Consider the following 15,409-nt stretch of genomic DNA (forward strand, 5'->3'; position numbering starts at 1 on the left):
CCCGGGAGGGATCACTCGATCTCGGCGGCCTGGTAGTAGCCGGTGTCAATCAGCGCCGCGCGCCAGTTCTCCTTGGTTACCGGGATGGGCTCCAGCAGGTAGGAGGGCACGACCTTGACACCATTGTCGTAGGTCTCCGTGTCGTTGATCTCCGGCTCCTTGCCGCCCAGCACCGCATCGACCATTCCGACAGTGACGCGGGCAAGCTCGCGCGTGTCCTTGAAGATCGTGGAATACTGGTCACCGCGCAGGATCGCCTTCATTGACGGGATCTCTGCGTCCTGGCCGGAGACAATCGGCATCGGCATATCGCCCGAACCATATCCGACGCCCTTGAGCGACGAGATAATGCCGATGGACAGGCCGTCATAGGGCGAGAGCACGCCGTGGACATGATCGTCGGTGTAGTTGGCCGACAGGAGGTTATCCATGCGCGACTGCGCGACCGAACCGTCCCAGCGCAGTGTGCCAACCGTCTGCATGCCGGTCTGGCCCGACTTGATGACGATATCGCCGGCATCGATCAGCGGCTGCAGGACCGACATGGCCCCGTCGTAGAAGAAGTATGCGTTGTTGTCGTCCGGAGAGCCGCCGAACACCTCGACATTCCAGGGCTTCACGTCGCCAAAGCGTTCTTTCAGGCCCGCAACAAGCGTCTCGGCCTGTTGAACGCCAACCTGGAAATTGTCGAAGGTAGCGTAATAGTCGACCGCATCGCTGTCGCGGATCAGGCGGTCATAGGCGATCACCTTGATGCCGGCGGCCTTCGCGTTGGCAAGCGCGTTCGACAGCGTCGTCCCGTCGATCGCGGCGATGACCAGCACGTTGGCGCCCTTGGTGATCATGTTCTCGATCTGAGCGAGTTGGTTGGGAATGTCGTCTTCGGCATATTGCAGGTCGGTCGAGTAACCCGCTTCCTTGAATTGTTCGACCATCGAGTGGCCGTCGGAAATCCAGCGCGAAGACGATTGCGTCGGCATGGCAATGCCAACGATGCCCTTGTCCTGCGCAAAGGCAGGGACGGCGAACATGCCTGCACTGAAAAGTGTTGCCGCCAGAGCGGCCTTCAGCAGTCTCATGGCTATTCCTCCCAGAAGCGGCCAGCTTTTCGTGCCAGCCTTGACCAACAATGTCGGTTCCTCAGCGATAGAAGGCGGTGATATGACGGTCAAATTCCTTCTCGGCTGACAGATATGTCCAATTCTGCATATCGCTACGCAGGCAGTTCCGCGCGTCGAGAGGCGGGACGGCCAGGCTCATGACCCTGCCTCGCCAAAGGCGGTAAGCCTGAGCAGACCCTTCTGCAGAAGGATGAAAACAAGCAGCAGCAGGCCGATGACGATCTTCGTCCACCAGCTCGACAACGTGCCGTCAAAAACGATGTAGGTCTGGATCAGGCCCATGGTGAGGACGCCGAACAGCGTGCCGATGACGTAACCTGCACCGCCCGTCAGGATCGTGCCGCCGATCACCACGGCAGCAATGGCAGTGAGCTCCGTGCCAACCGTCGCCAGCGGATAGCCGGAGCCGGTGTAGATGGAAAAGACGATGCCGGAGAGCCCCGCCATCAGGCCCGAAAAGGCATAGATCAGCACCGTGGTGCGGCCGACATTGACGCCCATCAGCCTAGCCGTCTGCTCGCCGCCGCCAATGGCGAACACCGACGCGCCGAAGCGGGTGCGGTGCGCGATGATCGCGCCGATGAGCACCGATATCAGCATCAAAACGCCGATCAGCGTCAGCCGCCCCTTGCCCGGCATCAGCCAGTAGGCGCTTGTCAGCATCGAATAGAAGGGATGGCTGATCGCGACAGAGTCGATCGTCATCATGTAGGCGACACCCCGCGCCAGAAACATGCCGGCAAGCGTGACGATAAAGGCTGGCATGGCGAGGAAATGGATCAGCCAGCCCATCGCAGCGCCAAAGGCCGTCGTGATGATGAGCAGCAGGGCGAAGACCGCGAGCGGATGCAGGCTCGTTTCACGCAGCATCACGGCAATGAACACGCCCGAAAAGGCGATGACCGAACCGACAGACAGGTCAATGCCGCCCGACAGAATGACGATGGTCATGCCCACCGCTACGATGCCGAGATAAGCGTTGTCAGTCAGAAGATTGCCAACCACCCGTGTCGACAGCATGGCCGGGAATTGCAGGTAGCTGATGAGATAACCGACGAGGAAGATCCCGATGGTCGCGAGCAGCGGATAAAGGCGCGGATTGAGGCTCATGGCGTCTCGCTCCGCACTTTGGCGCGCCGGGCTTTCACCAGCGACTTCACGAACAGCCAGTCGGCTGCAAGGTTGGGCGACTGCAAGACAAGGATCACCAGCACCAGCACCGCCTTGATGACGAGGTTGTATTCAGAGGGAAAGCCCGACAGCATGATGCCGGTGTTGATCGTCTGGATGATCAGCGCGCCGATCATCGTTCCGGCAATCGAGAAGCGCCCGCCAAGGAGCGAGTTGCCGCCGATGACGACCGCAAGGATCGCGTCGAGCTCAAGCCACAGCCCGGCATTGTTGGCGTCAGCGCCGCGAATATCTGCGGTCGCGACAATACCGGCAAGCGAGGCACAGAAGCCTGACGCCATGTAAACGGCGATCAGCAGCACCGTCGCGTTCACACCGGCGAGCGCGCTTGCTGCGCGGTTGATGCCCGTCGCCTCTATCAGCATGCCAAGGGCCGTGCGCCGCATCAGTAAGGCGACGATCACCGCCGTCGCAATCCAGAGTACGGTCGGAAACGGCACGCCAAGCAGTGACCCGGATCCGATGAACGCAAGGTTGGCATCGGAGAAGGTCAGGATCCGGCCTTCGGTGATGAGTTGGGCAATGCCGCGTCCGGAGGTCATCAGGATCAAAGTTGCGACGATTGGCTGGATGCCGACAATCGCAACGAGGCAGCCGTTCCACAGCCCTGCCATCAGCCCCGCGCCAATCGCAAGAGCCACCGAGGCGGGAAGCCCCATGCCGGAGGTGATGGCCCAGGCCGCTACCGCGCCCGAGATCGCCATGATCGTTCCAACCGAAAGATCAATGCCGCGCGTCGCGATCACCAGCGTCATGCCAACGCCAAGAAGCGCCACCGGCGCCGAGCGCTTGAGCACGTCAACCGCCGGGCCGACAAACCGCGTGCCATCGAAGCTGACCGCAAGGAAATTCGGAAAGATCACCGTGACCAGCGCTACCACGAGGGTCAGCGTCACCAGCTGCGGGGCTATGCGCTTCAAGGTCTGGCCCATCATGCCGCCTCGAACTGGCTGGCCGCGCCCGGCTGGGCAATGGCGTGAACGATCGCTTCGCTGGTGATCCGGTCGCCGTCGAGTTCCGCAACGTGGCGGCGGTCGCGCACCACGATCACCCGGTCGCAGGCAGCGACCAGCTCGTCGAGTTCGGACGATATGAGAAGGACAGCCATACCCTCCTTCGTGATCTCCTGGATGAGACGCAGGATCTCGGCATGTGCGCCGACATCGATGCCCCTCGTCGGCTCATCGAGGATAAGAAAGCGCGGGTTCATCGCCAGCCAGCGCGCCAGAACCACCTTTTGCTGGTTGCCGCCCGAAAGTTCGCCCACCGGCTTTTCGGCGCTGGAGGTGCGAATATCGAGAAGACCGATGTAGTGATCGGCCAGCCGCTCCTGCTCGGCGCGCGAAAGAGGCGCTGCCCAGCCACGCCTCGCCTGCAACGCGAGAATGATGTTTTCGCGCACGGAAAGTTCGGCAACTATGCCGTCGACCTTGCGATCCTCAGGCGTGAAGCCGAAGCCGGCAGCGATTGCTTCACGCGGATTGGCGTGCGCGATCCGCCCCTTATCGTCCTGCGCCGCGCCGCTCGAGGCACCGCGCACGCCGAAGATAAGTTCAGCTGTCTCCGTACGTCCGGAGCCCAGAAGGCCGGCAAGCCCGATCACTTCGCCCTTCCCGACTTCAAGGTCGAACGGCTCAATCACACCCTTGCAGCCGAGGCCCTCGAAACGCAGCATCGGCTTCTGGCCAATGCTCTTGGTGGCGGTTCGCTGGTCACGTGCAGCTTCTTCCAGCTCGCGCCCCAGCATGTAGGAGATGAGACGCAGCCGGTTGATGTCGCGGGTGCGCTCGGTGACGATCTTGCGGCCATTGCGCAGCACGGTGATCCGGTCCGTGAGCTCGAACACCTGATCGAGGAAGTGCGAGACAAAGATGATGCCGAGCCCCTGCTCGCGCAGCTTGCGCACGATCGAGAACAGCATCTTCACCTCGGCGGCATCAAGGCTCGCCGTAGGCTCATCGAGGATCAGCACCTTGCCGGAAAACTCCACCGCCCGCGCAATGGCGACGATCTGCCGGATCGCCACCGAATAGGCGCCAAGGTCGCGCTCGACATCGATGTCGATGCCGTATTGCGCCAACATTTCGCGCGCTCGTGCCGACTGGGCCCTGCGGTTCACCATGCCGAAACGGCGCGGCTCGCGCCCGAAGGTCAGGTTCTGCGCGACTGTAAGGTTCGGCAGCAGGTTCACCTCCTGATAGACCGTGCCGATGCCCAGCGCCTGCGCTTCCGCCGTCGAGGCCGGGTCGATCGCCTGACCGTCGAGCAAGATCTCGCCCGCATCGCGCCGGTAGGCACCCGTCAGGCACTTGATGAGAGTGGATTTGCCCGCGCCATTTTCCCCAAGCAGCGCATGCACCTCGCCGGCTGCGAGGTCAAAATCGACGCCCTGCAGCGCCTTGGTGCCGGGAAACTCCTTCGAGAGTGAGCGGATGGACAGGAGCATCGGCTTCCTTTCGTGCAGGAACCGGGGCCCGCGAAAACGCCCCGGTCCGGTCTGCTCTGGCCCTTGGCTTAGTAGCCGAGGTCCTTGCGCCGCTCATATTCGCCCGACGGATCATCCGCCTGCGTGTAAAGCTTCGATTCCGTCTGGATGAACTTTGACGGCTCCGTGCCATCCTTCCAGAACGCCTCAAGCGCATCGAAAGCAGGGCCCGCCATGTTCGGCGTCAGCTCGACGGTGGCATTCGCCTCGCCTGCGGCCATTGCCTGGAAGATGTCCGGCACGGCGTCGATCGAGACGATCTTGATGTCCTGGCCGGGCTTGAGGCCCGCTTCCTTGATCGCCTGGATGGCGCCGATCGCCATATCGTCATTGTGGGCATAAAGGGCGCAGATGTCCTTGCCGCCGCTTTCGGCCTGCAGGAAGCTTTCCATCACGCTCTTGCCGAGCGTGCGGGTGAAGTCACCAGTCTGGCTGCGCACGATCTCGATATTCGCCTTGCCGGCGATGCCATCGCGGAAACCTTTGGCGCGGTCGATCGCAGGCGACGACCCGGTTGTGCCCTGCAGCTCGACGACGCGGCAGTTGTTGTCGCCGACTTCGCTCGCAAGCCACTCGCCGGCGACCTTGCCCTCATGGACGAGGTCAGAACCAACGGCCGTCAGGTACAGATCGTCGGACGAGTCGACCTGACGGTCGAGCAGCACCACCGGGATCTCGGCTTCCTTCGCCTCCTGCAGCACCGCATCCCAGCCGGTCGCGACGACCGGCGCAAGCAGGATCGCGTCAACGCCCTGTGCAACGAAGGAGCGGATTGCGGCGATCTGGTTCTCCTGGCGCTGCTGCGCGTCGGAGAATTGCAATGTGTAGCCGCGTTCCTCGGCCTGTTGCCGGGTCAGCGTGGTTTCGGCAGCGCGCCAGCCCGATTCCGAGCCGATCTGCGAGAAACCGACGGTCTGCGCCGATGCACCGACCGAAAGAGCAAGGAGCGCGGCTCCTGCCAACAGAATTCTGGTCATGATGATCCTCCACTTTTGGTTCTGCCGGCCGCGGGCGACCGGCTGCCTCATTTCATCGGGCCCGTCAGCGCCGGCACCATTTGCGCGTCCGGCCCGGCGCGAACGCCCGCCCGGTCCTCCCCTTCGCGCGCGAATGCCGTTCCTCCCCGGCGGCCGCGGCATCAGAAAGCTCTCAAAGCACGTGCACCTCACACCGTTCGGTCGCCGGTGCCGCAGCCTCGACCTTCAGCGAATTGCGCAGCGGATAGCCAAATACCGGCGCCTCGATCTCGAACAAATCTCCGTCCTGCGGCGCGATCCCGTCGGCGTAGGACAATGTCGCCGTGCCAAACATGTGCACGTGAACGTCGCCCGGCTGACGAAAGATCTCGTATTTGAAGTGATGGTGTTCGAGATTGGCGATCGAGTGGGACATGTTCGCCTCGCCCGACAGAAAGGGCTTTTCGAAGATCACCTGCTGGCCGCGGCGAATGCGGCTGACGCCCTCGACGCTCGCCGGCAGCGGCCCGACCAGAAGCTCCGGGCCGACGGATGCCTGCCGCAGCTTCGAGTGGGCGAGATAAAGATAGTTCTTGCGCTCCATCACATGGTCGGAAAACTCGTTGGCGAGCGCAAAGCCGACCCGGCATGGATTGCCCTTGCTGTCGATGACATAGATGCCGGCAATCTCCGGCTCCTCGCCCGCATCATCGGCAAAGGGCGGGCGCACCAGCGGCGCGCTCGGCGAAATCAGCGAGTGGCCATTGCCCTTGTAGAACCATTCGGGCTGAACGCCGGGCCCGCCATTTGCCGGCTTGCCGCCCTCAACCCCCATGCGGAACATGCGCATGGAATCCGTCTCGTTCTGCGCTGGCCTGGAATGCATTTCAGCACGCGTTGCAGCAGAACCGAGATGGGTGAGGCCGGTGCCGGTGACATGCAGATGGGCGTGATCGGGATGAAGCACCGGTGGCAGGACCCGTCCTTCGTCGCAAAGCGCTGCAAGATCGACCGCGCTGTTGAGGCCAAGATCGATGACATGGTCCTTGAGGACGAGCCCGTTATTGGCGCAGTGCATCGCCAGATCATAAAGGCTCGCGTCGGTCGCGACCTCATAGGCTTCGGTGCCCTCACGAGCGACAACCTGAATGCGGCCGTCGTCGCGGCGGAACTGCGATAATAGCACTGACTTCCTCCCGTGATCTTCTTTCGTCGCTCCGGCCCGGCCATGCGGATGTCGCCGGTGCGCCGTGCGATCATTGGCAGAACACGTAGCACTCGCAGTTATACTATGGAAATTCCGTTATTCGATGTAGACATACCGAATAACGCATATCTCTGTCCTGCGCGCACCTTGGCACAAACCTGATTACAGTTATCATTGCCTCGCAGAGACAACTGCAGAATTCTATTATTCAAGAGAAACAACTTCTTCCGCAGCAAGATAGCAAGGCGATCATATCATGCCCAACTCTGATCCCCGGCACTTCCAGCATGTGCTCGTGCGAAAAGGGCTGAAGTTCTCGCATCTGAGGCTCCTTGCGGTGCTGCGGGAAACCGGGCAGATCGGCGCAGCGGCGCTGCAGGTCGGCATGACGCAACCGGCCGCATCGCGGCTTCTGTCGCAGCTCGAGGAGATGCTTGGGGCACCGATCTTCCGCAGGCATGCCCGGGGCGTCTCGCTCACCGAAGCTGGCATCATCATGGCCGAACAGGCGGCCCGCACCTTGCGCGAACTCGATTTGTCGCAGGAGCGGGTGCTGCAGGCCGTGCAGGGAACACGCGGCCTGGTGCGCATCGGCTCGGTCACAGGCCCGTCGCTGGAGCTGATCCTGCCGCTGGTGCGCGAGATGCGCGTTTCGGCCCCGGCGGTCGAACTTGCGGTGCAGGTCGATACCTCCAACAAACTCGCCGAGGCGCTGGTTGCAGGCGATCTCGATTTCTATGTCGGCCGTATTCCGGAAGGAGCCGATGCGCAGCCCTTCTGGGTCTACGACATCGGCTATGAGCCAATCGGCCTCGTCGTGCGCGCCGATCACCCGCTAACGCGCGTCGAAAACCTGACGCTCGAACAATGCGTCGAATATGATTGGGTGACCCAACCGGCAGGCGGTCTCCTGCGGCGCACTGCGGAGGATTATCTCCTGTCGCAAGGCTTGCAATTGCCGCGCCGCATCCTTGCGACCGCTTCGACGCTGTTCACGCTGGCGCTTTTGCAAAAGACCAACGCGATCGCGCCCCTTGCTCGCGCTGTCGCCGAGTTCTTCATCGATTCCAGCGGTCTTGGCAGCCGCCTTGCGATCCTTCCGGTGGCGCCGGATCTGATCGTCAAGACCTACAGCGTGATCCGCCGCCAGGAGCAGGACCTCTCCCCTGCCGCCCAATCCATCCTCAACGCCCTCCTGAAACGCGCCCGCACCAGCCGGTCGCTACAGGAAAAGCGAGAAGCGGCCGAGTAAGGCTGCCTCATGCATTGTAAGATGACGGGCGCTCAGCCGCACTCAATAGTCTACGGGAAATCTCGTCCGATACGCCGACGGAGGTGATGCCGATCTTTTCGAAGCGTCATCGCCTTCCACCTATCTCCCTCCCCCACGTAAAGGTGTTGTTCTTACCTTACCTACGCCGATTGGCGAACTGCCGCCGGGACACGGGGACAGCTATCGTGGCCAGCGATCTAACAGGAGACACGGCATGTTCTCCGCCTACCATGCAGTCCGCGTTTGGCACCCGATCATGCTGCTGGTCGCAGCAGGCATGTTCCTGATGGTGCCCACTCCTGCCCCGGCACAGAACGACATCTTCCGCCTGCTGGACACACTGCTGCAGCAGCCTCCGCCCCAGCAGCGGCGTGGTCCCCCTCCGGGCTACGAGCGCATCGGCCCTGCCCATCGGCCAGATCCTTCCGTCAACAGGTCATCCATCAACCGGCCGGATCCCGCACGGGTGCGACAGGTCCAGCGCTCGTTGAATGCGCTGGGCTTCGATGCCGGGCCCGAAGACGGTGTCGCGGGAAGACGTACGTTCAGCGCAATCGCTGGCTTCCGCCAGCGCTACGGGCTTCCGCATGGCGACACGATCGACGACTCCCTGATGGCCGCGCTGAGCGTCGCCATGCAGAGCGCGCCGGCGGACACGACGGGCCAGCCTGTGCAAAGCCAGCCGATGATTGCCGCGCCGGTGACGCAGCCGGAAGTTTGGTCGGCTTCAAGCGGGGCGGCTTCGGGCATGGCTCAAGCCATACGCTTTGCCAGCCAAGACATCCGCTCGATCGAACCCGTTCTGGTTGAGCAAAGGCTGCTGACCGGCTTCCCGGTCATGATGGGCGAATTGAAGGGATCGCCCATCAAGCTCGGGTACCGCGACATCCCCTCCACTGAAGTGGCTCTTGCGCTCTATCTCGACCTTGCCATGGTCAAGCAGTGGCCCGAGTTACAGGACGAGCCACTAGCCAGCTACAACCTTGCCGACCGCTACCTGATGGGAGAGCTCGCAGCGCGGTACGTCGCCGGGTGTCGGGGGGTATGCAGCCGAGACGCGCTCTTCCCCGGCTGGATCGGCGCAAACGAGTTTGAGCGGGAAGCAACCTATCGTCAGTTCCTCAGTGAAGTCCTTCCCATTCTTTTGGCGCAGGCTCCCGATTTTCCGGTTCCGATCCGGCACGTGATCGAAGTCGAGCTGGGCGCGTATGATGCGGCGCGGCAGGTCTTTCCGCTGCAGATCAAGCGGCCTGGGACGAATTGGGATCCATTGTTTGGCACCATAGGAGCGGCGCGGCGTCTGGTCATCGACAACCAGTACAAGCTGCCAAAGGAGTTTCCTGTAGCTGCGGACGAAGCACCGGCGCTGCTGCAACGGCTGGGCTCGGGCTCGCGCCTTGCCTATCTCGCACTCGACCAGCGCCTTGATGAACCGGGATGGCAGGTAGAACCAAGGGCACCCCGGACGCGCATGATCGTTGAGCAGGCGCGTCTTTATGCGGATGTGAACCTTCAGGATCAGCTGTTCAAATTCGTCGCGGAGGAAAAACCGGTGGTAGACGCCCCGGCGGTGACGGAAAGCGTGGCGGGGCCGCTGAAGGTCGAATACTGGCGAAATGCGGTATTGATCAGCGGACGGCTTGCGACAACAACCGGATTAGAAGGTGAGAACCTGCAAGATAAGCCAGAAGGCCTGAGCCTGCGTGGCAACCTGAGGTCGATTGTGCGCGACTATGCCCTCGCCGACGATCCCACCTGGCTCGAACACGACACATCAGCCCTTCGCCTTCTCTATGAGCTTGAGCCCGACATTCGCACCGAGATCCTCGAAGAGGGATTGCAGCGCCGTCTCACCGAGTCGGAAAAGATCACGCTTCTGCGTTTGGGCTACGAGAGTGCCACAGTCAGCCCGCTTTTCCAAAACCCGTTCGCAGAACGCCGCGCGGTACAGGCGATGCGCACCCGCGCCGAGCGGATCCTCCCCCGGGATTTGCCGCCGCAGCCCATTCCCCTCCGCGTCTATTGCACTGCGGACTTCAAGCCGTACGACTTTAATACGCAGTCGTTCCCGTTCTCTCAGACGAGTTGCAACGATGCCGTTGCACCCCTCAATGGTATCGTAAAGTTTGGATACGATGCGCCGGGACGCGCAACCATGCCGAAGGGCCTGTCTCTACCACCAGATGAGGCGGAAGAGCTTGACCGGCTGTTTGCCGGAAATCGGAGGTTTATCGTCTCCTACGAGACGGAATTGACCATCAAAACCGAGAAATCCGAAGCCGGCCATCGCCGGACGGGAGAGTTTTCGCCGGCCTCCAATTTCTGGGTGCATATGCCGGACCGGATGACGGAGACCCTCTACCGACTTGACGCGCCGAAGTCGTCACCGACTGGGGTAGACCCCACAACTCAATGGAACATTGGCCACGCTGACCATCGCGCCAAGCTGCTTGCGCTGGCGCAGCCGATGGGCTCGTTACCTATCGACGGCCAGCAGCTCTTGCGGAACAGCGGCACGATATACGGCACCGTTACCGCGCGTGGAACGCCATTCAATACCAACGATCGAGATTCAGGCACAGCAGGCCTTCCATTTGGCGGAGGAGGACCTCGTCTGGAGCTCGTCGCAAATGCGTTGTCGGTTCCCCGCGAGCACTTGATGATGATCGGGTATGTCGAGGATTTCGAGCCTTTAACCAACGTCGTCGCCGTGCTGCCGGCGCCCTATGACACGTACGTGCGAAGGGCCCCACCCGGCAGCTATGGCGAGAGGTTTCTCGCAGCAGAAGCGACGGTAGCGATTACGGGAATCTATCAGTTCGAGCTGCCGTTTGCGAAGCCGATGCTGGTATTGTCGCTCCTGCCGCAGACGAGCCGCTTTGTGACAGGCTCTCATCCACGAAAGGTTCTTGAAACCTTCGATCTGACGGCGCCGGGTTCGTTCGGTGACTACGAAGTTCTTCCCGTCAGCTGGCGGCTGGTGAATGTGGTACACGCCGCAGAGGCACTTGGGGCGAATGTCGAAGAATTTATCGAGAAACTGATGAGTTGGCCGGATAGTCTTCGCTCCGACGTCTTTGCCCGCAAGGAATATGTTGCGCGGCTGGTCGAGGCCGGACGCTCAGAACCCGCCAGTGACACGATCTGGCTAACTGGTCAGGTCAGCATTGGCGAGTATGATTTCGCTTCGCAATCATTTCCGATTCGATCACTGGAGCTCGGCCACATTGAGGCGTTTCGGACGCCGGAACTCCCCGCGTCTGCGATGTCGTTCAGGATGGAATCCAGCCAGCTTGCAATCAGGATGGGGCCTGATGACGCCCGCTTATGGGCACAGACCAATCCGCCCGGCGCGCAAATTGCACTGCGTGTCCATGCGCGAATGGCAGAGCCTGTTCTGGAAGCCGGCAGCGTACGCTTCAAGCTCGACTTTCTCGAAGCGGAGCTTCTCGAAAAGGGAAGCGTAGCGCGGCTGCGCGAACCGCAAAAAATCCTCTATAAGTTTGACCTTTCGCCGCCCCAAACCGACCCCTCGGCCGTAGCGGCGCAGGAGGAACCCGAGCCTGAGCCTGAACTCAACTTCGACATTCTCGGCATTGGCATCGGCGCTTCCCTTAACGAAGCGGTCGAGAGAGTGAGTGGGGAACTTGGCAACCCGACGACCTATCTGGCGACGCGCGAGGCACAGCAGGCCTTCGGTCTGACCCCATGGGACAGCTATGGAACCGCGACGCTCCTACATGATGAGAAGACGCGCATTATGGTCGCGCTGTACAGCGAGCCGCCTGCCGGCGCAGACACCATCACCGGTATTACCCGCACCCAGCATTTCCCGAAGGCGGAGCGACCGCATCCTGATGACCTCACCGAACTCCTGGTCCGGAAGTACGGACAGCCGACAGGAGACAAACGCCAAAATGGCTACTTCCTCTGGCGCTCTAGCCAGGATGCTGAGGGACGGATCCCTGATGCAGCGCGCGGTCCTAAGTGCGCGCTGGCAGGGAACGTAGCTGGCTACGCAGTGATGCTGAACTCAGCCATGCGCGAACGCGAAGGCGGGATGCAGCGCGCGACGTTCCCCGCGTGGCAAGACACTCACCAGCAGCCCTGGACGCCGCCGCATGTGGCGCCGTTTGACTTGCGCACGATCTTCGGGGAGGCAGCGCAGTGCGACGAAGAAATCCTCGTTGCTGTTCTCGTCACAGGGCAAGATGGGCTGGTCGTTGATTTCTATCTCGGCCTCGCCAAGCCCGCAGATGTTGTCCAATTGCGCACGCAGAACGAGCGCCATTTCCGTGAGGAGCAACGGCAGGGATCCGCACCTGATGTAAAGGTGAAGTTTTAACCCGGCTGACACTCGCTGCTTGGTCGTCCGCGGAGCGCACACAGATACCATTGAGTTTCAGCCACACTTGAGCCCACCAATGCAGGCAAGAAGGCTGTGCCTGCCGTCGCGACCAAGCGAAGCCTCCTCTTGGCGAGCAATGACGTAAATCCTTGCTAACCCCCAGGTTCCTCCTGGCCTCCGCGCTCTCCTGATCTGGGGCGCGGTGCGCGGTCCAATCCCGAAGTCACCGGGCAGGCTAATGCTTGTACGGAACGTTCAGAAGCCCTGCATCGAACCAACCAAAAATCTCCGACTTCTCAAGTGTCTGCTCAACCACGGCAGAACATGTTGACACATCGTTGTCGTTCGTGAATTAATTCGCTCAGAGGAACTTTATTTCGCACTGCCGAAATAAGAAAAAGACTTCAAAATGAAGCAGCGCACCGAGCGCTTGGGAGAGAGAAATGAATAACGGTACCGTTTGCGGGGGCGTCAATCGGCGCCTCGTTCTAACTGGCGTCGCATCAGCTCTGGCATTGGCATCTACTGGCCAGGCCTTTTCGCAGAGCGCTCCAACTATTCGCCGCCTTGAAGTAATCATCCCGCTATCGGCGGGCGGCGGCAGCGACATCATGGTCCGCCAGTTGATGGAGCACGTGCGCCCTCGACTGTCTTCGCAGATAGCCATTTCCAACGTTCCAGGCGATGGCTCCCTGCTGGGGCTAAGCCGCGTTGCGCGGGCAAGGCCAGATGAAGCGATGATCGGCGTGCATAACCCGCCAAACACCGTCCTGTCTCAATTGGCGCGCGGCACCTCGGCACCGGTGGACATTCGCACGCTCACGCCTCTAGGCGGTTTCGGCCGCACCTTCACGGTGCTGGCAACCTCCGCGAAGTCCGGGATCGAGACGTATCAGCAGTTGCAGGAAGCCTATGAGACCGGCGCGCAGCGCCTACTCGGAGGCACCGACCGTGCAGGCTCCTCAGAACTGACGGCAGAGCTTCTCAGAAGCGATGCGGAACTCGGCTTCGCTGAATACGTCGCCTATGACGGTAGCGGTGCGGGTAATGCGGCCATCGCTCGAAACGAAGTTCCTGCGGGATTAGCGTCGTACGATGCGGTCATCGACGGCATGGCGTCCGGTACGCTTCGCCCTCTTCTGGTACTGGGCAATGTCGAGAGGGTTGCAGGAATGCCGGACACGCCGACGGCAGCAGAGCTCGGCTATCCTTCAATGGCAGAGGTCGCCGCACCAATTCGCGTCATTGTCGGCCCACCGAACATGGAGCCGGCGCTGCGGGATCACCTAATCGCACTCTTTCGTGACGTAGTGACTGATGCCAACGTCATCACGACAATGGGTGAGGCGGGCATAAAGCTAGAATATATGGCCCCGGAAGTTGTTGGCGAGGCCATTAATGGCGCTTTCAGCAAGCTCGAGACACTCCCCGCCTTGCAACAATTGTTGGAACGCAAGTAATAATGATGTCCAAGCAGAACCTGACCCAGGTTCTCGCCGACTACGTCGCTGGGAGCAGCTATGCGCAGCTTCCAGCGGACGTTGTCGAGAGAACGAAGCTTATCATATTTGACGAGATCGCTTGTGCGATACTCGGGCGACAGCTCATTGCGGGTGAGCTAATTACAAGGTTTACCGGCTCCATGGGCGGAACCCCTGAAGCCACTGTACTTGGTACCAAACTGCGACTACCCGCAGCCGCAGCAGCACTTGCAAATGGCACGGCAGGACACGCCGATGAGTTCGACGGTGCGCATGTAACAGACGGCCACCCGGGGGCGGTCGTGGTCCATTCGACCTTGGCGATCGCCGAGGCTCGACGTGTCACCGGGCGCGATTACATCCACTCGATATCCCTTGGCTACGATGTGGGCACCCGCCTCGTCGCTTCGGTCGGAGGTGCATTCAGCCTTCGCAATGCCCACCACATCCATTCGGACCATTTGCACAGCTACGGCGCAGCTATGGCCTGCGCGAAGTTGCTCAGACTGGATAGCGACGGGATTCGGTATGCCGCCGCGCTTGCGTCTGGCTATGCCGGCGGACTCGCGGTCGTATTTGAAGAACGGCGCCACATGAGCAAGGCCCTCTCCACGGGCCAAGCAGCTTCAGGAGGCGTGACCGCCGCGCTTCTGGCTGCGTCCGGCTTCGAGGGCCATGACTATGTCTTCGACTCAAAACACGGACCTCTGGGCTGGGCTTCCGCAGACAGAGAGGTACAGCTGTCGAAGGGTCTTGGCTCCGAGTTCGCAGTCAATGGGGCGAACTTCAAGTTCTACTCGGCGGGTTATCCCATCCACGCTCCGGTAGAAGCCGCTCTGCTGATCGTCGATGAAAACAAGCTCGCGATCAACGACATCGCATCGGTCACAGTTCGCCTGACCAAGCACACCGCAGATACCGTCTCCAACCGTGAAATGCCTAGCATTTGCGTGGAAGACATGATGGCGGTCGCCATTGTGCACGGACGTCTTGGATTTACTGAAGCGCATTCGGCAACGGCGATTGCGCGACCTGAAGTGAAGGCACTGCGGCCCAAGATAAGGGCAGTTGCCGACGAGGAGATGGATCGAACCCTCCCACATGGCCGGGGAGCCATCGTCGAAATCGAGACGCTGACCGGGACTCACTTCCGCAAGCGAATTGATCACCCCCAGGGCCACGCACTGCGCGGCGGCGTGGACTGGTCGGCGCTTCACGGAAAGTGGGAAGATCTTCTTCCGAACCTGATCGGGAAGTCTAACTTCAAGGACTTTTTCATAATGTGCCAAAGCCTCGATCAGCTTGATGACATCGGCGAACTGACAAGCATCTTGAGAACCTAAGGAT

Annotated in this window: 10 protein-coding genes; 4 read left to right on the forward strand and 6 right to left on the reverse strand. The window is 61.2% G+C overall.

Translation table 11 applies throughout. The annotated features are described in order from the left end of the window. Positions 1 to 11 precede the first annotated feature (11 nt). From chvE to araD1, 6 genes are all read right to left on the reverse strand, one after another. On the reverse strand, positions 12 to 1,079 hold the full coding sequence (chvE, locus tag IOD40_RS17160) for a multiple monosaccharide ABC transporter substrate-binding protein (RefSeq protein ID WP_198477933.1): 1,068 nt from the start codon (positions 1,077 to 1,079) through the stop codon (positions 12 to 14). Positions 1,080 to 1,256: 177 nt separating this feature from the next. Continuing rightward, the gene (gene yjfF / locus IOD40_RS17165; protein WP_198477934.1) at positions 1,257 to 2,231 is read right to left on the reverse strand and encodes a galactofuranose ABC transporter, permease protein YjfF; all 975 of its coding nucleotides are present in this window, start codon (positions 2,229 to 2,231) and stop codon (positions 1,257 to 1,259) included. After that, the gene (locus IOD40_RS17170) at positions 2,228 to 3,244 is read right to left on the reverse strand and encodes an ABC transporter permease (RefSeq protein ID WP_407649219.1); all 1,017 of its coding nucleotides are present in this window, start codon (positions 3,242 to 3,244) and stop codon (positions 2,228 to 2,230) included. The genes yjfF and IOD40_RS17170 overlap by 4 nt, the downstream gene beginning before the upstream one ends. Beyond that, positions 3,244 to 4,758 carry a sugar ABC transporter ATP-binding protein gene (locus IOD40_RS17175; RefSeq protein WP_198477936.1) on the reverse strand — a complete coding sequence of 505 codons (1,515 nt, stop codon included), beginning with the start codon at positions 4,756 to 4,758 and terminating at the stop codon, positions 3,244 to 3,246. The genes IOD40_RS17170 and IOD40_RS17175 overlap by 1 nt, the downstream gene beginning before the upstream one ends. A gap of 68 nt (positions 4,759 to 4,826) precedes the next feature. Next, positions 4,827 to 5,774, reverse strand: a complete 948-nt coding sequence (gene ytfQ, locus IOD40_RS17180; protein ID WP_198477937.1) for a galactofuranose ABC transporter, galactofuranose-binding protein YtfQ — start codon at positions 5,772 to 5,774, stop codon at positions 4,827 to 4,829. A gap of 172 nt (positions 5,775 to 5,946) precedes the next feature. After that, positions 5,947 to 6,939, reverse strand: a complete 993-nt coding sequence (araD1, locus tag IOD40_RS17185; protein ID WP_198477938.1) for an AraD1 family protein — start codon at positions 6,937 to 6,939, stop codon at positions 5,947 to 5,949. 277 nt (positions 6,940 to 7,216) lie between these two features. Between araD1 and IOD40_RS17190 the strand changes: the two genes are divergently transcribed. The 4 genes from IOD40_RS17190 (at position 7,217) to IOD40_RS17205 (ending at position 15,405) form a co-directional block, all read left to right on the forward strand. After that, the gene (locus tag IOD40_RS17190; RefSeq protein WP_198477939.1) at positions 7,217 to 8,212 is read left to right on the forward strand and encodes a LysR family transcriptional regulator; all 996 of its coding nucleotides are present in this window, start codon (positions 7,217 to 7,219) and stop codon (positions 8,210 to 8,212) included. Positions 8,213 to 8,447: 235 nt separating this feature from the next. Then, a complete protein-coding gene (locus IOD40_RS17195; protein ID WP_198477940.1) occupies positions 8,448 to 12,578 on the forward strand; it encodes a peptidoglycan-binding domain-containing protein in 4,131 nt (1,376 codons plus the stop codon). Positions 12,579 to 13,024: 446 nt separating this feature from the next. Beyond that, on the forward strand, positions 13,025 to 14,041 hold the full coding sequence (locus tag IOD40_RS17200; protein WP_198477941.1) for a Bug family tripartite tricarboxylate transporter substrate binding protein: 1,017 nt from the start codon (positions 13,025 to 13,027) through the stop codon (positions 14,039 to 14,041). A 5-nt stretch (positions 14,042 to 14,046) separates the two neighbouring features. After that, a complete protein-coding gene (locus tag IOD40_RS17205; RefSeq protein ID WP_210336963.1) occupies positions 14,047 to 15,405 on the forward strand; it encodes an MmgE/PrpD family protein in 1,359 nt (452 codons plus the stop codon). Positions 15,406 to 15,409 lie beyond the last annotated feature (4 nt).

It is taken from the genome of Aquamicrobium zhengzhouense (assembly GCF_016124105.1).
Taxonomy (GTDB): Bacteria; Pseudomonadota; Alphaproteobacteria; order Rhizobiales; family Rhizobiaceae; genus Aerobium; species Aerobium zhengzhouense.